11 protein-coding genes and 1 pseudogene are annotated in these 19956 nt (G+C 67.7%); 5 read left to right on the top strand and 7 right to left on the bottom strand.

The genetic code is table 11. The features are described from left to right. Positions 1-587 precede the first annotated feature (587 nt). Positions 588-1421 (top strand): ribose-phosphate diphosphokinase, encoded by an 834-nt coding sequence (gene prs, locus NMLP_RS12215; protein ID WP_015410431.1) that lies wholly within the window; start codon positions 588-590, stop codon positions 1419-1421. Here the strand turns inward: prs and NMLP_RS12220 are convergent. The 3 genes from NMLP_RS12220 to NMLP_RS12230 form a co-directional block, all read right to left on the bottom strand. Further along, on the bottom strand, positions 1416-3332 hold the full coding sequence (locus tag NMLP_RS12220) for an Ig-like domain-containing protein (RefSeq protein ID WP_015410432.1): 1917 nt from the start codon (positions 3330-3332) through the stop codon (positions 1416-1418). The genes prs and NMLP_RS12220 overlap by 6 nt on opposite strands. Next, a complete protein-coding gene (gene ileS, locus NMLP_RS12225; RefSeq protein ID WP_015410433.1) occupies positions 3332-6544 on the bottom strand; it encodes an isoleucine--tRNA ligase in 3213 nt (1070 codons plus the stop codon). Before ileS ends, NMLP_RS12220 begins: the two co-directional genes overlap by 1 nt. 79 nt (positions 6545-6623) lie before the next feature. Then, positions 6624-7994 (bottom strand): phosphoglucomutase/phosphomannomutase family protein, encoded by a 1371-nt coding sequence (locus NMLP_RS12230; RefSeq protein ID WP_015410434.1) that lies wholly within the window; start codon positions 7992-7994, stop codon positions 6624-6626. Between the two features lie 82 nt (positions 7995-8076). On the opposite strand from NMLP_RS12230, the gene NMLP_RS12235 reads away from it, so the two are divergent. Continuing rightward, positions 8077-9513 carry a DHHA1 domain-containing protein gene (locus NMLP_RS12235; protein ID WP_015410435.1) on the top strand — a complete coding sequence of 479 codons (1437 nt, stop codon included), beginning with the start codon at positions 8077-8079 and terminating at the stop codon, positions 9511-9513. A gap of 6 nt (positions 9514-9519) precedes the next feature. On the opposite strand, the gene NMLP_RS12240 is transcribed toward NMLP_RS12235, so the two are convergent. The 3 genes from NMLP_RS12240 to NMLP_RS12250 form a co-directional block, all read right to left on the bottom strand. After that, the gene (locus NMLP_RS12240; protein WP_015410436.1) at positions 9520-11076 is read right to left on the bottom strand and encodes a phytoene desaturase family protein; all 1557 of its coding nucleotides are present in this window, start codon (positions 11074-11076) and stop codon (positions 9520-9522) included. A gap of 1 nt (position 11077) precedes the next feature. Further along, positions 11078-12118, bottom strand: a complete 1041-nt coding sequence (locus NMLP_RS12245) for a Brp/Blh family beta-carotene 15,15'-dioxygenase (protein WP_015410437.1) — start codon at positions 12116-12118, stop codon at positions 11078-11080. A gap of 69 nt (positions 12119-12187) precedes the next feature. Beyond that, positions 12188-12670: a hypothetical protein gene (locus NMLP_RS12250; RefSeq protein WP_015410438.1), complete on the bottom strand. Its 483-nt coding sequence runs from the start codon at positions 12668-12670 to the stop codon at positions 12188-12190. A gap of 256 nt (positions 12671-12926) precedes the next feature. Between NMLP_RS12250 and NMLP_RS12255 the strand changes: the two genes are divergently transcribed. After that, entirely contained in the window at positions 12927-14846 is a 1920-nt protein-coding gene (locus NMLP_RS12255) for a beta-CASP ribonuclease aCPSF1 (RefSeq protein WP_015410439.1), read from the top strand. 21 nt (positions 14847-14867) lie between these two features. On the opposite strand, the gene NMLP_RS12260 is transcribed toward NMLP_RS12255, so the two are convergent. Further along, positions 14868-15692, bottom strand: coding sequence for a TrmB family transcriptional regulator (locus NMLP_RS12260; protein ID WP_015410440.1), 825 nt, complete (start codon positions 15690-15692; stop codon positions 14868-14870). A 407-nt stretch (positions 15693-16099) separates the two neighbouring features. Between NMLP_RS12260 and NMLP_RS12265 the strand changes: the two are divergent. Together NMLP_RS12265 and NMLP_RS12270 are read left to right on the top strand one after the other, a co-directional pair. Then, positions 16100-17768, top strand: a pseudogene (locus tag NMLP_RS12265) (ammonium transporter). Positions 17769-17994: 226 nt separating this feature from the next. Beyond that, complete coding sequence (locus tag NMLP_RS12270; protein WP_015410443.1) at positions 17995-19944, top strand: primary-amine oxidase; 1950 nt, start codon at positions 17995-17997, stop codon at positions 19942-19944. The last annotated feature ends 12 nt before the right edge of the window (positions 19945-19956 follow it).

Genomic DNA, 19956 nt, shown 5'->3' on the forward strand with positions numbered 1-19956 from the left:
GGATTCCAGCGCGGGACGGCGAGCCGGTCCCACGTCCCCGCTGGCAACTTCTCACCTGCCGGATGGGGTCCGGCGAGGCGATACCGGGTTCGTGCGCGATACGTCGGCCCCGCGAGGGGTGTGGCGTGTTGCGCGTCCGTTCGGACGCGGTATCCGCTTGCACCGGGCATCCCGTTTATCTCGAAGAGACAGCGGGGATGCCCCCGGTCGCCCTTTTCGGCGCGTCCGGGCACGGGCCGTGCCATCGGCCTGCCTGCCTTTCATGCCACGGTGGGCAGGCACACTCGGGCGAGGGTCGCTTTTTGTCTGCCGTCTCCCAACGGCTTCGGAGACGCCCTTGCGGGAACGGTGTGGTGGCCTTCGTCGTCCGGGCGGACCCCAATCCAACCGCCAGTTTTTGCCCGTTGTGCGTACCCACGGACACGCTGTCTGGGGGAATAATTCTGGCGGTTGTCGCCCTGGTGTCGGATTCATCCCCGCCGTGAACGGCGAGGCTCTCTCCTCGAACTTCCGTAACGACCCGCGAGCAGCGAGGCGAGCGCCAGCGAACGAAAACGCGTTTACCCCCGGGGGACACAGAGCCGCTAATGATAGTTCCGGGATCCGCATCACAAGAGGTCGCGGCGGCGCTCGCGAGCGAACTCGACGAGCCGCTCGCCGCCGTCGAGTACGACTGGTTCGCCGACGGCGAGACGCTCGTCCGCGTTCCGGACGCCGGCGACAGGGCGATCGTCGTCGCCTCGACGGTGTCAGATTCCGCACAGGTCGAGTTGCTGCAGCTACAGGACGCCGCCCGGCAACGGGCCGAGGAGGTCGTCACCGTCCTGCCGTACATGGGCTACGGGAGACAGGACGAGGCGTTCGAGCCGGGTGAGCCGGTGTCAGCGCGGGCGATGGCGCGGGCGATCTCGACCGGAACCGACCGGGTGATGACGGTCAACCCCCACGAGGCGTCGATCGCCGACTTCTTCGAGGTGCCGTGTGCGACCGTCGACGCGGCTAGTCACCTCGCCGACCCGCTGCCCGGTCTCTCCGATCCGCTGTTTCTGTCGCCCGACGCCGGCGCGGTCGACCTCGCCGAGACTGTCCGTGACGCCTACGGGACCGGGACGGTCGACTACTTCGAGAAGGTACGACACTCCGACACCGACGTCGAGATCCGCCCCAGCGACGCGAGTACCGCCGGACGCGACGTGGTGTTGGTCGACGACATCGTCGCGACCGGATCGACGATGAGCACCGCGATCGGCCAGCTTTCGGCCCCGGAACGCGTCTTCGTCACCTGCGTTCACCCGATGCTCGCCGCCAACGCCCGGACGAAGCTCGCGACCGCCGGCGTCGAGGCGGTGTACGGTACCGACACGATCGAGCGGGCGGTCTCGGCGGTGAGCGCCGCCCCGGCGATCGCCGAATCGTTATAACTCGTTCCGTCCCGCCGCCGCGAGCGCGAGCAGTACCGCGACGAGAGCGACCCCCGGCCCGAATCCGGGGTGGCTGCCGATACCGGTCGGGTCGGTCCCGGGCGACGCGGCGTCCCCGCCGACCGTCACCGTTGCCCGCTGCCCACCGGCGGAGACGGCGTACTCGCCCGACTCCTCGAAGGGGACGGTCGTCTCGACGGTCGCCGTCCCCTCGCCGACCCGGACGGGTTCGATCGCGACCGCCTCGGCGTCGACGACGAACGTCACCTCGCCCGCCGCGGGGCGATCGGCCGCCGAGGCGACCGTCGCGCGAAGCGTGACCGCCTCGCCTGCCATTGGTGCCGCCGGCATCGTCTCGAGACCGACCACCTCGATGCCGGCCGGCTCCTCGACCGTGACGGTCGTCCGTTCGGGGCCGACCGAGAGGTCGAACTCCCCCGCGGCGTCGAACTCGCGGGCGAACCGAAGCGTCGCCGACGCGCCGGGATCGAGGCGGCCCTCCCGGACCGCGACGGCTTCGCCATCGACCCGGAGTTCGGCCTCGAACTCGCCCGTTTCGGTGCCGACGTTCTCGGCGACGACGTCGAGTTCGAGCGTCTCGCCGACGACGAGTGCTGGGGAATCGAGCGTCCCCGTCCGGTAGGAACCCGACACCGTCGTCCCGGCGATCGAGTACCGGACGTCCGGCCCGCCGAACGCCGCGACGTGCTCGCTCCGGGAGGCGATCGGCGGCGCCGCGGTCGTCTCGGTGTAGCGCTCGGCGTCGCTTCGGACCTCGGCGTCGCCGGCGGAGCCGATCGCGTCGAGGAACCGCCGCTGTGTCAGTTCGGCCCCCCGGCGGTTCACCCCGGCGACGACGGCGTCCAGCGACGTGTCGGCGTCGGCGCGGAGCCGCCGGTCGAGGTGGGCAAATAGCTGTGCCCCGCGCTCGTAGTCGGCGGTCGTCTCGGCCCAGGTCCCCGGATCGGCGAGGCGAACGCCGTCGTAGCCGGGGTCGGTCCCGCGTTCGAGGCGGTCCCGGAACGTCGCGTAGCGCACGTCGCCGGCCTCGTACGCCAGGAGGGCGGCGTAGTACTCGGCCATCCCCTCCGTCGTCCAGCGCGTCGCGTCGGTCGTCGCGTAGCGCTGTCGGGTGTGGACGTACTCGTGGATCCAGGTGTTTTCTACCGTTCCGAGCGCTTCGGTGTCGCGTACCCAGAAGTCGCCGCCGGGGCCGCGCTGGACGCCGGCGGGTCCCCACGACTGGCCGGCTGTCGGGGCGGCGACGGCGAAGACGTCGGGGCGGGGACCGACCGAGAGGCGCTCGGCGGCGGCCTCGAGCGCCGCGAGTATCGCTTCGGGGTCCCCCCGGAGGGCTGCGGCCTCGGGGACGACGAGCCGGAACGTCTGGCCCGCCGCCGAGCCCGTGTGTTCGGTGTAGGCGCCGAGATACGCCATGTGCGTGCTCGCGACCCCCTCGCCGTCGACCGTGTTGGTCCGGACGAGTTCGGAGTCGGTGTCGGTGCTCCGCCAGGAGACGCCGACCGAGGGCGTCCGGACGAGCGCCCACTCGTCGTTCGCGACGAACGTGAGGCCCTCGCGGCCGCGGTGGCTCCCGCTGACGGTGGCGTCGTACTCGTACTCGAGGCTCGGGGTGGCGGTCGATTCGGTCCACGCGTAGGTCCGGTCGTCGACCCGTTCGAAGCCGGTCGCGTCGGTGACGTCGGTGCCGGCGGGGATCGTAATCTCCAGTTCGACGGTCGAATCGGGGATCGACAGACGGGTTTCGACGTCGATGCGGTCGTCCGTATCCGACTCCGAGAGCCCGTTCTCGAGGTCGATCGGCTCCGCCGCCGCTCCCGGGGCGGCGACGACCGCACCGAGGAGACAGCCGACGACGAGCGCGAAGACGACGACCGGCCGGGCGCCCATTACCGGTCGGTGACGGGTTCGATAGAAATGTACATTTCGACGCCCTCGACGTCCCAGACGCGTTCGTAGCCGTCCTCGACGGTCCCGAACGCGGCGGCTCTGACCTCCCCGGCGACGAGGTCGCGGTGGCGCTCGACGAGGCCGGCCACCCGATCGTTGCGGACGTCGAGGTCGACGCGGATTTCGCGTTCGATGTCGAGGTCGAGTTCCTTGCGCATCTCCTGGATCCGGCGGACGACCTCGCGGGCGTACCCCTCGCTTTCGATGTCCTCGGTGAGGGCCGTGTCGACGTAGACGACACCGCGGTCGTCGCCGTCGACCGAGAAGGCGGTCCCCTCGATCTCCTCGGGGGTTTCGGTGGTGAACGAGACCGTCTCCTCGGTCAACTCGACCTCGCGGCCGAGTTCCTCGACGACGGCCGCCGAGAGCGTCTCGAGCGTCGGCTCGGGGACCGAGACGGCGTTGATGGCGTTCATGATCTCGCCGGCCGCGTCGCCGAACGTCGGGCCGAGCACCGACATGTCGGCCCGGGCGGTGTAGGCGAGTTCCTCCCAGTCGGCGTCGGGGTCGATCAACTCGATCTCGCGGGCGTTGAGCCGGTCCCGAAGGAGACCGCGGTGGCGGTCGACCGCCTCGGCGGCGCGTTCCTCGTCGGCCGCGACGACGACCCGCGTGACGGGCCATCTGAGCTTCCGTTCGGCCTGCTGGCGGGCGTTCGAGCCGGCCTCCTCGACGGCGGCGACGACCGCGACGTCGGTCTCGAGGTCGGGGTCACGAAGCGACGCCTCGACCGCCGGCCACTCGCACATGTGGACGGTGTCGTGGCCGCCCTCGCCCGTCAGGGTGCCGTAGATCTCCTCGGCGACGAACGGCGCGTAGGGCGCGAGCAGTTTCGTCGTCTCGACGAGGACGTGATACAGCGTCGCGTAGGCAGCGCGCTTGCTTTCCGAGTCGGCCTCCTCCCACATCCGCTCGCGGACGACCTGGATGTAAAACCGCGAGACGTCCTCGACGACGAACTCGAGGAGCGCATCGAGCGCCTCGTCCTGGCGGTAGGCCTCCCACGCCTCCGTCATCTCCGCGGTGACCGACTGCAGCCGCGAGAGGACCCACTCGTCGACGGTTTCGAGCTCGGCGTCGGCGATCGAGACGTCGTCGGGATCGAACTCGTCGAGCCGCATGTACGGCAGCGGGAACCGAAAGACGTTCCAGAGGATGTTGAGGTCGCGCTCGCGGTTCTCCATTTCGTCCCACGAAAAGCGCATGTCGTCGCCCTGTGGGTTCTGGCCGAGCAAGAACAGCCGCATCGGGTCCGCGCCGTGGCGCTCGATCGCCTCCTGGGGGGCGACGATGTTGCCGATCGATTTGGACATCTTGCGGCCGTCCTCGGCGAGCGCCCAGCCGTGCATGAGGACGTTTTTATATGGAACCTCGTCGAGGGCGGCGCTGCCCATCCCGAGTTGGGACCAAAACCACCCACGGGTCTGATCGTGGGCCTCCATGATGAGGTCCGCGGGCCACAGCTCCTCGAAGGCTTCCTCGTTGCCGGGGTAGCCGATGGTTCCCCAAGAGGCGACCGAGGAGTCGAGCCAGACGTCGAAGACGTCGGGGACGCGCGTGTAGGTGACATCCCCCTCGGTGATGGTGAGGTCGTCGACGGTGTCTTTGTGGATGTCGACCGACTCGGGGTCGATCGACTGATCGACGCGCTCCGTGAGTTCCTCGCGGGTGGAGATCACGATGGCGTCCTCGACGTCGCCGTCCCAGCCCTCGACGTCGCCGTTGCTGGCCTCGGCGTCGGGGACCCATATCGGGATGGGAATGCCCCAGTAGCGCTGTCTGGAGACGTTCCAGTCGGGCGAGTCCTCGATGAAGTCCCGGAATCGGTTGTCCCGCGCCTCCCGGGGATACCACTCGCTGTCCGCCATGTTCGCGAGCAACTCGTCTTTGATGTCGGTGACGGTGATGAACCACTGGTCCGTGACCATCTGGATGATGGGCGTGTCACAGCGCCAACAGTGGCCGTAGTCGTGGTGGTGGCGCTCGCTCGCGAGGAGGTGCCCCTCGGCGTCGAGGTCGGCGATGATCCCGTCGTCGGCGTCCTTGACGAACTGCCCGGCGTACTCGCCCGCGGCCTCCCGGAAGACGCCGTCGGGACCGACCGGACAGAATATTTCGAGGCCGAGTTCCTGCCCGCGCTCGAAGTCGACCTCGCCGTGGCCGGGCGCGGAGTGGACGAGTCCGGTCCGGTCGGCCTCGACGTAGTCGGCGTCATAGACTGCCAGTGCGCCTTCGAAGTCGGGGGCGTCGGGCACCCGGTCGCGGAGGGGATGCTCGTAGGTCCAGCCGACCATCTCCGCGCCGGGGAGTTCCTCGCGGACCTCGTAGCCGTCGTAGTCGCCGTGTTCGAGGACGTCCTCGACGCAGGACGCCTCGAGATAGAGGACCTCCTGCTCGCCGTTCCGTTCGGCCTCGACCGCTCGGTATGTCGCGTCGGCGTCGGCGGCGACGAACGTGTTGGCGGGGATCGTCCACGGCGTCGTCGTCCAGATGACGAGCGAGCCCTCTCGGTCCTCGAGTTCGAATTTCACGTAGATCGAGGGGTCCTCGACGTGTTCGTACTCGACTTCGTTGTTCGCGATTGCGGTCTCACAGCGCGGGCACTGGCTGATCGAGCGTTTGCCCTGCTCGACCAACCCGCGGTCGTGGGCCTTCGAGAAGCCCCACCACGCGGCCTCCATGTACTCGGGGTCGACCGTCTTGTATGGGTCCTCCCAGTCCATCCAGACGCCGAAGGACTTGAAGTCGCTCTGGAGCCCCTCGAGTTGCGCCTCGGCGAAGGACTTGCACTCGTCGATGAAGTTCTCCTCGCCGAAGGCCTCGATGTCCTTTTTGTTCTCGAAGCCGAGGTTCTCCTCGACTTTCGTCTCGATCGGCAGCCCGTGCATGTCGTAGCCGGGGCGGTCGGTCACGTCGTAGCCGCACATCCGCTTGTAGCGGATGTAGGCGTCCTTCAGCGTCTTGTTCCACGTCGTGCCCATGTGGGCGGCCCCGGAGGTGTACGGCGGGCCGTCGACGAAAAAGAAGTCCTCGCCGTCGGATCGGTGGCGTTTCGCTTGCTCGTAGGCGTCGACCTCGTCCCAGTACTCGAAGACGCGATCCTCGACCGCGCCGGGTTCGTACTGGTCGTCGACCTCGGCGAACCTGCTCATGTCGGAATAATCAGCCGCCGCTGTTAAATGGGAATCGGTAGCGTTCGGAACCCGCGTGGCGGAACGCAACGGCCGACGATCAAACGAGTGGCTCGAGCAGCGAAGCGCCGGCCGACAACAGGTCGTCGACTCTGGCCTCGCTGTCCGCTTCGACGTACACCCGGAGTTTCGGCTCGGTCCCGCTCGGCCGGAGTAAAAGCCACGAGCCGTCCGTCAAGAAGAGCTTGAAGCCGTCGGTGCGGCCGACGCGCTCGACGCCGCTGCCGGCGACCGACTCCGGGAGGCCCGCGTCGAGCGCCTCGATGACGGCCGCCTTCCGGTCGTCGGGACAGTCGACGCTCCGGCGGTCCTGGACGATGTCGCCGAACTCGGCGCGGAGGCGGTCGAGGCGGTCGTCGAACGGCTCCGCGGCGTGGGCGTCGGCGACGAGGAGCGCAACGAGGACGCCGTCCTTGTTGTGGAGGTGCCCGCCGACCCCGAACCCGCCCGACTCCTCGCCGCCGACGAGCGCCCCGGAGTCGGCCATCGCCTCGGCGACCCACTTGAACCCGACCGCCGTCTCGTGGGCGGCGTGGCCGTTCGCCTCGGCGATCCGGTCGACGAGCGCGGTCGTCGAAACGGTCCGGACGACGTCGCCCGCACCCGTCTCCAGCAGGTAGTCGTACAGCGCCGCGAGCACCCAGTTCGGGTCGACGACGCCACGGGTGGGCGTGACGACGGCGAGGCGGTCGGCGTCGCCGTCGTTCGCGACGCCGAGTGCGGCGTCGCCGTCGACGACCGCGGCTTCGAGCGCCCCGAGGTGTTCGGCGGTCGGCTCGGGTGGCGAACCACCGAACTCGGGGTCGCGCTCGCCCCGCAGTCGCGTGACGGACGCGCCCGCCCGCGAGAGGAGTTCGTCGGTGACGCCGCGGCCGCTGCCGTGCATTGCATCGTGGGCGAGCGCCAGCCCGTCGAGGTCCGAATCGACGACCGACAGCGCGTCCCCGAGGTAGGGTTCGACGAAGTCGGTCTCCCGGACGGAACCCCACCGGTCCTCGGCGAGCGGGTCGGGCGGGGCCAGCGCCGCGGCCAGCCGATCCGTCACTGCCGGGGGAGCGGGCGCGCCGTCGGAGGGGACGAACTTGATGCCGTTGTACGTCGGCGGGTTGTGGCTCGCGGTCACCTGCAACGCCCCCGAGAGCCCTCGACCGAGGACCGTCCACGCGACGACCGGCGTGGGGGTGTCGCGGTCGGCGAGGAGGGCGTCGAAGCCGTTGGCACAGACGACGCCGGCGAGTTCCTCCGCGGCGGCGCGAGAGCCCGCCCGCGGGTCGTAGCCGACCGCGACCGGCGCGTCCTCGCCCGTCGAGCGCAGGTAGTCGGCGACGGCCTGGCCGACGGCCCGGATCCGCGGTTCGGTGAACTCCTCGACCGTCGTCCGCCAGCCGTCGGTGCCGAACTCGACGTTCATACGGGCGGGTCGACGCCGGGACGCAAAAAAACGGGGGACACCCGTCCCGGGGTTTAAATCGGAGAACGGGCAACGTGCCCGTATGGCCGCCGCCGACGCCCCCGTCCCGGAGTTGCAGGCCCGCGCCGACGCGTGTGCGGCGCAGTTGTGCGCCGCGGATCGCGTGTTGCTCGCCTCCCACATCGACGCCGACGGGCTGACCAGCGCCGCGGTCGCGGCGACCGCGCTCGAACGGGCGGGGATACCGTTCGAAGCGGTCTTCGAGAAGCAACTCGACGCCGACTCGATCGCGGCCATCGCCGACCGGGCGTACGGGACGGTGCTTTTCACCGACTTCGGCAGCGGCCAACTCGATCTCATCGCCGAACACGAACGCGCGGGCGCGTTCGTCCCCGTCGTCGCCGACCACCACCAGCCGGCCGACGCCGACACGGAGCACCACCTCAACCCGCTGCTCAAGGGGATCGACGGGGCCTCGGAGCTGTCGGGTGCGGGGGCGAGTTACGTCCTCGCGCGGGCGCTCGCCGCGCGCTCGTCGGCCGACGAACGGCTCGACAACCGCGATCTGGCGGGACTCGCGGTCGTCGGCGCGGTCGGCGACATGCAGGCCTCCGAGGGCGATCTCCGTGGCGCGAACGCCGCGATCGTCGGGGAGGGCGTCGAGGCAGGCGTCGTAGAGGAGCGAAAGGACCTCGCGGTCTACGGCAAACAGACCCGACCGCTGCCGAAGCTGCTCGAATACGCCTCTGACGTCCGGATCCCGGGGATCACCAACGACGAGCGTGGGACCGTCTCCTTTCTGGATGGGCTCGACGTGTCCTGTCGGGCCGACGGCGAGTGGCGTCGCTGGGTCGACCTCTCCGAGGGCGAAAAACGGACGCTCGCGAGCGCGCTGGTCAGACGCGCCGTCTCCCGCGGCGTCCCGGCGTTCAAGATCGATCGGCTGGTCGGGACGAGCTACGTCCTCACGGAGGAGCCAGTCGGCACCGAACTCCGCGACGCCAGCGAGTTCTCGACGCTTTTGAACGCGACGGCGAGATACGAGCGCGCCGACGTCGGCCTCGCGGTCTGTCTCGGCGACCGCGAGAGGGCTCTCGAGCGGGCGAGAGAACTGCTCGCGAACCACCGGCGGAACCTCTCGGCGGGGATCGAGTGGGTCGAAGAGCACGGCGTCACCCGCGAGGACAGCCTCCAGTGGTTCGACGCCGGAAGCGAGATCCGCGAGACGATCGTCGGGATCATCGCGGGGATGTCGATGGGTGCCGACGGCGTCTCTCGCGACGTGCCGATCGTCGCCTTCGCCGAGAAGGGCGACGGAGAGACGAAGGTCTCCGGCCGCGGGACGGGACCGCTCGTCGGGGACGGTCTGGATCTCTCGGCCGCGATAGGCGAGGCCGCCCGCGCGGTCGGCGGCGACGGCGGCGGCCACGACGTCGCCGCGGGCGCGACGATCCCGGCCGGGACAGAAGCCGAGTTCATCGAGCGCGCCGACGCGATCGTCGGCGAGCAACTCGAGTGAGCGCCGTCATCGGCGGTCGAAGAGCGACGACACGGCGCCCGGCGTCTCACCGTCCCGAACCGCGGCGGCGGTGTGTTCGCCGCTGACCAGACACATCGGGACACCGATCCCCGGCGAGGTGTACGAACCAGTGTAGTACAGCGAATCGGCCGCCGAAGACCGGATCGACGGGCGGAACGGTCCGGTCTGTCGGAGGGTGTGAGCGAGCCCGAGCGCCGTGCCTCGCGGTGCGCCGAAGCGTTCGCCGAACTCCGAGACGCAGGCGGTCCGCTCGAGGACGATCCGGTCGCGGAGGTCGGCGCCGGTGTGGGTCTCGAGGTCGTCGATGACCCCCTCGCGGAACCGCTCGCGCGCCCGGTCGTCGTCCTCGAGGCCGGCGGCGATCGGGACGAGTACGACGACCGCCTCGTGGCCGTCGGGGGCCATCGTCGGATCGGTCCGGGAGGGGACGTTGACGTAGTAGGCGGGATCGTCGGGCCAGGCTGGATCCTCGAAGATCGCCTCGAAGTGGGCGTCCCAATCGGTCGGCAACACGAGCGTGTGGTGGGCGAGCGGTTCGGCGTCGCCCTCGACGCCGAGGTACAACAGGAACGCCGAGGGGGCGTACGTCCGGTCGGCCCAGTAGTCGGTGCCGTACTCCGTCCGATCCGCGGGGAGGAGCTCGCGTTCGACGTGGTAGGGGTTCGCGTTCGCGACGACCGCGTCGGCCCGGTCGCGCCCGGACGCGGTCTCGACGCCGAGTCCGCCGACTCCGGGGTCGAGGCCGGTCACCTCGCGGTCGGTTCGGATATCGACGCCGAGTTCGGTCGCGAGTTCGGCGATCCCGTCGATGACCGACGCGATGCCGCCCGTCGGGTGGTAGACGCCGAGGTTGAAGTCGACGTGGGACATGAGCGTGTAGATCGCGGGCGTGTTGTGGGGTGCGCCGCCGAGAAAGACCAGCGTGTACTGCAGGAGTTGCCGGAGCTTCGGGTGCTCGAAACGCTCGGCGACGTATTCGTCCATCGAGTCCAGAAGCGTCACGCCGCGGGCGGCCCGGAGCAACCGGGGATCGAGACAGTCCCGCAGCCGGGAGCGATCCCGGTAGACGAACTCCGCGATGCCGACCTCGTAGGCGTGTTCGGCCCCGTCGAGGTACGAGCGGAACGCTTCGCCGCCCCCCGGTTCGTAGGACTCGAAGAGGTCGGCGACCGCATTGGGGTCGTCGGGTACGTCGACGCAGTCGCCGTCCTTCCAGAACACGCGGTAGTGGGGGTCGAGTCGCGTGAGGTCGTAGTACGCCTCGGGGTCGCGGTCGAAGTGGCCGAAGAACCGATCGAACGTATCGGGCATGAGATACCACGACGGCCCGGTGTCGATCCGGAAGCCGTCGGTCTCGATTCGGCCGGCGACGCCGCCCACCTCGTCGTGCCGTTCGAGCAGGGTTACGTCCGCGCCGTCGGCGGCGAGATAGCAGGCCGCAGACAGGCCGCCGAAGCCGCCGCCGACGACCGTGATGTCGTCGCCGCCGAGTGGCTGTTCGTTGTGCGGTCGTGCCGCCGTGGCGTCGGTGGAGCCGATCATCTCAGGGAGTGTACCAGATGCCGCGGTCGGTGTCGAGCCAGCCCCCGACGACGACGTGGGGGAGGGCGATGATGCTGATGAAGACGCTGAAGAAGGCGACGCCGCTTACGAGCAGTGTCCCGCCGGACATCGGGTTCGGTGCGAGCGTCGCGATCAGGGCCGCAAGCGAGAACGTGGCGGCGGTGCCGAGTATGAAGGCGACGATCACCCGGTGAGGCGAGGGGATCGATTCGGGGTCGGGATCGGGAAGCGCCGAGCGGACCGCCTCGGCGCGGGCGCTCTGACGCATCGAGTACCAGAGCGGAAAGTACAGGCCGACGGCGGCGACCACGGGCACGATGGCGAAGTACGCGATCAACAGCGCCGTCTCGCCGGCGTCGACGGCCCACGTCGTGAGGTCCTTCCGGCGCTGAAAGCCGAGGCCGACGTGGACGGCGACGGCGGCGGCGAAGACGGCTCCTAACGCGACCCTGAAATCGCCGTAGTACGGGGCGACGGCCTCGAAGGCGCCGGGCTGGAAGATGTCGATCATGAACGTGCTGAACGCAGCGAAATCGCCGGGCCACGCGTAGATCGGAACGATCATCACCGTCCCGCCGCGGACGAACGCCGCCAGCGCGCGCTGGGGCGTCGTCCGGAGGTGATCGGTCCCGACGAGCGTATCGAGCACCCGGAGACCGCCGTGGCCACCCTTCGCGACGGCGACGGCGATCGCGACGGTGAGGCCGGCGACCGGCGCGGTGAAAAACAACGCCACGAACCCGGCGACCATCGCCAGGTACGCCCCGATGTAGCGAGCGCCGAAGGGTACCCCCCGGTTTTTGAGATTCGACATGTGCTCGTATCCCCCGTAGGGGAGGTTCAACGCGACCATCCCGAACAGGTAGATCCCTGCCTGCGTCCGCATGTCGATGGAGACGCTCGCCCGCCGCGCGAGCAGGAACCACCCGGCGACTGCGACGAGGGCGACCCGGGACGCCGAGAGCAGCCAGCGCTCCCGGTCGGACCGGAGGCGACCGAGGTGCGTTTCGACCGTTGCCATACGACGGGATACGGCGTCAACACCTCTCGATTCCCCGCCATAGTTGTGGGGGTATTTATAAACTCTGCGCTATCGTTCCGTACCGAACGGGGTTGTTCTCTCGGTCCACCCCCAGCCGGGCAGGCGGGTCTGAAACCCCGCCGCGAGGGCGGCCTCGAGGTCGTCGGCCCCGGCCGGGTCGTCGGGGTCGCCGTGGGTGTGGACGTCGGCGAAGTGAAACGTCGCCTCGGCGAGGAGGGCGAAGGGCTCCCCGCCAGCGATCGTGGCCGCGAGCTTTCGGCCGAGAAACTCGTCGACGACGAAGCCGGGGTAATCGCCCGGGCAATCGAGATCGCGGAGCAGCCGACACAGTGCGGCGACGTTGACGGCGCGGTCGCCGTCGGCAAACACCGCATCCACCTCGGTGCGGTACTGGTCGGCCGTGACGGCGTCGACCTCGACGCCGAAGAGCGGCCCCAGCCGATCGCGGGTGTCGTTTATGACCCCGGGGATCGATTCGCAGGCCCTGAGCCGTTCGTGCTCCTCGGCGACGGTCGCTGGCGTGATCTCCATGCGCTCCTTTGCGAAGGGTTTTATATTAGTAGTGGGTTAGAACGGAGTACGAGCGGGTTTTCCGGTATCTCCCGCGGCCGTCGTCCGACGACAGCCACCGCCGATCCGAATCAACCGATATTCGAATGATACTCCACACGTACGCAGTCGGCAAACCCGTCTGCGACGCCACGCGCACGCAGGCGGCGTCCCCGCCTGCGGCCGGCGGACGAGACGCGGCGAGCGCCCGGAGCCCGGTTCGAGGAATTTCTAACGCATGAGTGCAGTAGAGCGGAAACTCGACGATATCAAGGCGACGATCGTGAGCGAAGTGCCGAACGACATCTCCGTGTCCGACGTGACGTACGAGGGCCCCGAGTTGGTCGTGTACACCCGCGATCCCAAGGAGTTCGCGAGCGACGGCGATCTGATCCGACGGCTCGCCTCGAAGCTCCGAAAGCGGATCACGGTTCGGCCCGACCCGGACGTCCTCGCCCGGCCCGGCGAGGCCCGCGAGCGGATTCTCGAGGTGGTCCCCGACGAGGCCGGCGTCTCGGATCTCGACTTCCACGCCGACACCGGCGAGGTCGTCGTCGAGGCTCAAAAACCGGGTATGGTCATCGGCCGACACGGCTCGACGCTCCGGGAGATCACCCAGAAGGTCGGGTGGACCCCGGAGGTCGTCCGGACGCCGCCGATCGAGTCCTCGACGGTCTCGAACGTCCGGAACTTCCTGAAACAGGAGCGCGAGGAGCGCCGGGACATCCTAGAGCGGATCGGCCGCCAGATCCACCGCGAGGAGATGTCCGACGACGAGTGGGTCCGGATCACGACGCTCGGGTGCTGTCGGGAGGTCGGACGCGCCGCGTTCATCCTCAACACGCCCGAGACGCGCGTGCTCATCGACTGCGGCGACAAGCCCGGCGCTGAGGGTGAGGTCCCGTATCTCCAGGTGCCGGAGGCGCTCGGCGCGGGCGCGTCGAAGATCGACGCGGTCGTGTTGACCCACGCCCACCTGGATCACTCGGCGCTGGTACCGCTCTTGTTCAAGTACGGCTACGACGGCCCGATCTACTGCACCGAGCCGACCCGCGACCTGATGGGGCTTTTGACGCTGGATTACCTCGACGTGGCCGCCAAGGAGGGTCGAACGCCGCCGTACGACTCCGCGCAGGTCCGGGAGGCGATCAAACACTGCATCCCGATCGAGTACGGCGACGTGACCGACATCGCGCCGGATCTGAAGCTCACCTTCCACAACGCCGGCCACATCCTCGGCTCGGCGGTGACGCACTTTCACGTCGGCGACGGCCTCTACAACGTCGCCTTCTCCGGCGACATCCACTACGACGACACCCGGCTTTTCAACGGCGCGGTCAACGACTTCCCGCGCGTCGAGACGCTCGTGATGGAGTCGACCTACGGCGGCCGAAACGACTACCAGACCGACCAAGAGGACTCCGAGGAGAAACTCAAGGAGGTGATCCGCGAGACGACGACGGAGGGCGGGAAGGTGTTGATTCCCGCCTTCGCCGTCGGGCGCTCCCAGGAGATCATGCTCGTCCTCGAGGAGGCGATGCGGAAGGGCGAGATCCCGGAGGTGCCGGTCCACCTCGACGGGATGATCTGGGAGGCGACGGCGATTCACACCACCTACCCGGAGTACCTGCGGGACGACCTCCGGGACCGGATCTTCCACGACGACGAGAACCCGTTTTTGGCGGACCAGTTCAACCACATCGACGGCGGCGAGGACGAACGCCAGGAGGTCGCCGACGGCGGCCCCTGTATCGTCCTCTCGACGTCGGGGATGGTCGAAGGCGGCCCGATCATGTCGTGGCTCACCCACGTCGGCGGCGAGTCGGAGTCCTCGCTCGTCTTCGTCGGCTACCAGGCCCAGGGGACGCTCGGCCGACGCATCCAGAACGGCTGGGACGAGATCCCGATGAACGACCGCTCGAGCAGCCGTGGAACGCTGACGCTGAACATGGGCGTCGAGACGGTCGATGGCTTCTCCGGGCACGCCGACCGCCAGGGGCTTATGAACTTCGTCCGGACGATGAACCCCCGTCCAGAGAAGGTCCTCTGTGTGCACGGCGACGAGTCCTCCGTACAGGACCTCTCCTCGGCGCTGTATCACGATTTCAATATGCGGACGTTCGCGCCGAAGAACCTCGAGACGTTCCGGTTCAAGTGAGCGGAGCCGTCGAGTGGAGCCTCACGCGTCGTTTTTGTTTGCGTCGACCGTCGTGATCCTGTCGGCGGCGCGGTCGGGCGGGTGGCTGTCGGCCCAGAGCAACTCGAAGAGCTGTGATTTGGTCTTGTACAGCGTGTCGCTCGTGGTCGAGATGCCGACGTAGCCGTCGTCGTTGTCGTCGGCGAAGGCCACGAGTACGTGGGAGTCGTCGTAGAGGTAGATCCGCCCCTCGACGTTCTCGACGCGGCGGATATCCATGATCTCGCTGGCGCGGTCGTAGACCGCCGCCGGGACGGTGCCGTCCTCAGAGACGATCGCCTGTATCGTGGTCCCGGCCTCCGCACACCGGCTCAGCGCCTCGACGTGGTGGTTGAGGATGTGCTCGAAGCTCAACGGCGTCGTGATCATCCGGATGTCCGAATCGGTCGATTCCGTCAATTCGGCGAGTTTCTCGAGGATGTTGTGGCGATTCGAGTACGTCCAACAGATCTCCGAGCGCCCGGCGGGTTCGGGGGTGTCCTCGACGCTGCCGACGAACTGCTGCCCGAGTCGTTCGATCTCGGCGAGTTGCTCGTCGTAGTGGCGCCGTTTGAACTCGGTGAACCGCTCGATCGCGTCGTCGGGGGTGACCGGCCCGAACTTCTTTGGCCGCCCCGGCTGGACGTCGACGAACCCCTTGTTCGATAGCTGATCGAGCGCGTCGTACACCCGCGGCTGCGGGACGTCGGCCCCGTCGGAGACTTCCTGTGCGGTCGAGACCCCCCGTCGAAGCAGGCAGGTGTACGCACACGCCTCGTACTTCGACAGACCGATTTCCCGGAGGTACATCCGGGGCTCATTCGTCATACCGTGACATAGTGCGGCGCGTCGTCAAGTGCTTTTCGTTAAACAAGGTGAATTAATACTCATTCGTTGTATTGTATATACAAATACCGTGTGTATGCATCGGGTATTTATAACTAACACTCACTGAACGATCACTTACTACTGCGCAGTTGTGAGTAGCGAATAACAAACGTTCGTCTATTGATACACCTGTAGAGAACCAAAATGTCTCGCGAAACTCCGAACGAAAAAGACGATCGTCGTGGTAGCCGCGATCGGGTGGAGCGCGGTTCGTACGACCCACAGGGGGACAGCCCCGCAACCGAGCCGGGAGACGGCCGGGAGCGAGCAGAACACGTAGAGCCGAGGCCGAGCCGCATATCCCGTCGTCGGCTGTCCTCGCTGGAGGGCCAACAGTGACGCTGCCGTTGCAGGCCGACCCCGAGGTGATCGCCGAGGGCGTAAACCTCGTGTGGGTGTTCGTCGCGACGTTCCTCGTGTTTTTCATGCACGCCGGGTTCGGGATGCTCGAGTCGGGGCAGGTCCGCTCGAAGAACGTCGCTAACCAGTTGACGAAGAACGTGCTCACCTGGGGGATCGGGGTGGTCGCGTACTTCGTCGTCGGGGCGGGCGTCTCGGTCGCCATCGCCGCGCTCACCACCGGTAGTGGGCTCTCGGGCGTGTTCGCGCACCTCGATGCCGGATCGACGGGATGGGCGAACCTGCTGTTCGGGGCGGCGTTCTCGATGGTCGCGGCCTCGATCGTCTCGGGAGCCGTCGCCGAACGGGCACAACTCGGCGGTTACCTCGTGTTCACCGTCTTCGTCGGCGCGCTCATCTACCCCGTCGCGACGGGGTTGACCTGGGGCGGCGGGTTCCTGTCACAGCTCGGGTTCGCCGACTTCGCCGGCGGTGCGATCGTCCATATGGTCGGCGGGATCTGTGGACTCGTCGCCGCCTACGTCGTCGGTCCCCGGATCGGCCGGTTCGACGACGACGGCTCCTCGAACGTCATCCCCGGACACTCGCTCCCGTACGCGGTGTTGGGGACGCTCATCCTCGCGTTCGGCTGGTACGGGTTCAATGTCGGGACTGCCGTCAGCGTGTTCCAGGTCAACGAGGCCGGGGAATTGGCGCTCGCCGATTACGCGTACGCCGGTCGGGTCGCTATCAACACCGCGTTGGTCATGGGTGCCGGAAGCATCGGTGCCGCGCTGGTCGGATACGTCCGCGGCGGGAAGGTCGATCCGCTCATGACCGCCAACGGCCTGCTCGCCGGGCTCGTGAGCGTCTGCAGCATCGCCGCGGTCGCGAGTTGGCGCGGTACGCTCGTCGTCGGCCTCATCGCCGGGATCCAAGTCGTGTTAGTGTTCGACCTGCTCGAGCGGGTCGGGATCGACGACGTGTGTGCCGTGTTTCCGGTCCACGGATCAGCCGGACTCCTGAGCGCCCTCGCGTACCCCTTCGTCAACACGACGTCGGCGTTTTCGGTCACGCAACTCGGCATCCAGGTCGTCGGCGTCGTCGTCCTCGCGGCCTGGGCGGCCGGGGCCACGCTCGCGGTCTACGGCGTATTGAAACTGCTCGGACGGGCGAGAGTCGATCGCGAGGAAGAACTCGAAGGGCTGGACGCCTCCGAGCACGGCATCGAGACGTACCCCGAGTTCGGCGGGAGCGTCGTCGACGAGTCCGGCCCGCGCGGCCCGCCGGGCGGGATGCCGACGGCCGACGGTGGCGAGGTGACCGACGATGACTGAGATCGAAATGGTCGTCGCGTACATCCGCCCCGACAAGCTCTCGGCGGTCAAAAAGGGCCTCTCCGAGGCCGGCGCCCCGTCGCTGACTGTCTCGAACGTCTCGGGGCGGGGATCACAGCCGACGAAAAAAAGCCAGTGGCGCGGCGAGGAGTATAGCGTCGACCTCCACCAGAAGGTCAAACTGGAGTGCGTCGTCGCGGAAATCCCGGCTTCGGACGTCGTCGACGCGATCGCCGAGGCCGCACACACCGGCGACCCGGGGGACGGAAAGGTCTTTGTCCTCCCGGTCGAGTCGGCCCACCAGATACGGACCGACGTGAGCGGCGTCGACGCGGTGTAGCGACGCGTCGGGAGTCGTCTTAGTTTTCGTAGCGGAGTCGTGGCCGCCGGAAACGGTGCCGTCCCGCTGTTTTTGCCTCCTCGCGAGGTCGGTGGCGTTTTCGCGTTCGCTCCGGCGGCCGTAGTTCACTACCGTCCAGTTGTGAGTAACCGACAATATCGAATCGGCGAAACGTACGGATACAGGCTCGTTCACCCGCGACGGGACGACGGTCGAGCCAGCAAACATGAGCAAACAGAAACAGAACCCGGTAGTCGACCATCCGCTCGAACAGCTCACCGCCGAGGAGATCGAAACGGCCGTCGAGATCTTCGAAGCGAACTCCGAACTCGGCGACGGCGTACAGTACCACAACGTTATGCTCAACGAGCCCCCGAAGTCCGCCGTCAAGGACTTCGAGCCCGGGGACCCCTTCGACCGTGAGGTGGATATCGTCGCGCGGGAGGACCGCGAGACGTACGAGGCGACTGTTTCGTTGACCGAGACGGAGCTCAAATCGTGTGAACACATCCCCGGCGTCGAGCCGGGGTTGTTGCCGGAGGAGATAGAGGGTGCACAGGAGACGGTCAAGAACGATCCCGAGTGGCGCGAAGCGGCGAAGAAGCGCGGCATCGAGGACTTCGATCTCGTCATGGTCGATCCATGGGCCGCAAGTGGGTTCGAGCCCGAGGGGTACGAGGGCGAGCGGATCTGTCGGGCGATCTCGTGGATCCGGTCGAGTCCGAACGACAACGGTCGTGCACGCCCCATCGAGGGGTTGTTCGCGTTCGTCGACGTCGACGCGATGGAGGTCGTCGAAATCGAGGACAACGGGATCCCGGACCCCGAGAACCCCCTCCCGTCGGAGGACGCCGACTACCGAGCCGACCGCGTCGAGACGCGCGAGGACTTCGAGCACCTCGACGTCGTGCAACCGGACGGCCCGAGTTGGGAGGTCGACGGGAACAAAGTCGAGTGGCTCGACTGGGAGATGCGGCTCGGGTGGAACCCGCGTGAGGGGCTCGTCTTCCACGAGGTATCCTTCGAGGACGACGGGGAGTCCCGGCCGGTACTCCATCGGGCGTCGGCCTCGGAGATGGCGGTCCCGTACGGCGACCCCGATCCGAACCACTCCTGGAAGAACGCCTTCGACATCGGGGAGTACCACGTCGGTCGGATGGCCAACGAACTCACCGAGGGGTGTGACTGTCTCGGCGTCATGAAGTACTTCGACGTCGAAATGAACACGATCGACGGCGAGTCCGAAACCCTCGAGAGCGGCATCTGCATGCACGAGGAGGACGACGGGGTGCTCTGGAAACACACCGACGAGCGGAAGCCCCACACCGAGGTCCGTCGCCGCCGCCGACTCGTCATCTCGTTTATCGCGACGGTGTACAACTACGATTACGGCTTCTATTGGTACTTCTACCCCGATGGAAGCATCGAGGCCGAGGTTCGGCTGACCGGCATCGACTCGAACGGCGTCGTGCCGGTCGAGGAGACGGCCGAGGACACGCACGGCCAGTACGCCATCGTCGCCCCCGGCGTGAAGACGCCGATTCACCAGCACTTCTTCAACTTCCGGCTGGACTTCGACATCGACGGCAGCCCCATGCGGGCGTACGAGGTACACAACGAGCCGACGGGAAGCGAGCGAAACCGCAAGAACGGGTTCCGGGCGAAAGAGACACTGCTCGAGCGCGAAAACGACGCCAGACAGGACATCGATCCGAACCGCGGTCGGTACTGGCGGATCGCGAGCAGCGAGACGGAGAATTCCTACGGGCGGAGTTGCGGGTACAAACTCGAGCCGCACGACAACGTGACGGCGCCGATGAAGCCCAACTCGAGCGTCTTAGAGCGGGCCGGCTTCATTCAGAACCACTTTTGGGTGACACCACACGACGACGAGGAACGGTTCGCCGCCGGGGAGTACCCGATGGTCAACGACGACACCGTCGGCCTCAGCGAGTGGACCGAACAGGATCGCTCGCTCGTCGACGAGGACCTCGTCGTCTGGTACACCCAGGGCGTCAACCACGTCACGAGGGCCGAGGACTGGCCGGTCCTTCCGGTCGAGATCGCGAGCTTCAGCCTCAAACCGGAGGGATTCCTCGACAGCAACCCCTCGATTTCGCTGCCGCCGGAGCCGTGTCACACCGACCACGACCTCACGAGCCCCGGCGACGACTGAGGGCGGCTCTCG

The sequence above is a fragment of the Natronomonas moolapensis 8.8.11 genome, assembly GCF_000591055.1.
GTDB classification, from domain to species: Archaea; Halobacteriota; Halobacteria; order Halobacteriales; family Haloarculaceae; genus Natronomonas; species Natronomonas moolapensis.

Coding starts and splice junctions, on each gene's coding strand:
- prs (WP_015410431.1), top strand. CDS start 588: ATGATAGTTCCGGGATCCGCATCACAAGAGGTCGCGGCGGCGCTCGCG.
- NMLP_RS12220 (WP_015410432.1), bottom strand. CDS start 3,332: ATGGGCGCCCGGCCGGTCGTCGTCTTCGCGCTCGTCGTCGGCTGTCTC.
- ileS (WP_015410433.1), bottom strand. CDS start 6,544: ATGAGCAGGTTCGCCGAGGTCGACGACCAGTACGAACCCGGCGCGGTC.
- NMLP_RS12230 (WP_015410434.1), bottom strand. CDS start 7,994: ATGAACGTCGAGTTCGGCACCGACGGCTGGCGGACGACGGTCGAGGAG.
- NMLP_RS12235 (WP_015410435.1), top strand. CDS start 8,077: ATGGCCGCCGCCGACGCCCCCGTCCCGGAGTTGCAGGCCCGCGCCGAC.
- NMLP_RS12240 (WP_015410436.1), bottom strand. CDS start 11,076: ATGATCGGCTCCACCGACGCCACGGCGGCACGACCGCACAACGAACAG.
- NMLP_RS12245 (WP_015410437.1), bottom strand. CDS start 12,118: ATGGCAACGGTCGAAACGCACCTCGGTCGCCTCCGGTCCGACCGGGAG.
- NMLP_RS12250 (WP_015410438.1), bottom strand. CDS start 12,670: ATGGAGATCACGCCAGCGACCGTCGCCGAGGAGCACGAACGGCTCAGG.
- NMLP_RS12255 (WP_015410439.1), top strand. CDS start 12,927: ATGAGTGCAGTAGAGCGGAAACTCGACGATATCAAGGCGACGATCGTG.
- NMLP_RS12260 (WP_015410440.1), bottom strand. CDS start 15,692: ATGACGAATGAGCCCCGGATGTACCTCCGGGAAATCGGTCTGTCGAAG.
- NMLP_RS12270 (WP_015410443.1), top strand. CDS start 17,995: ATGAGCAAACAGAAACAGAACCCGGTAGTCGACCATCCGCTCGAACAG.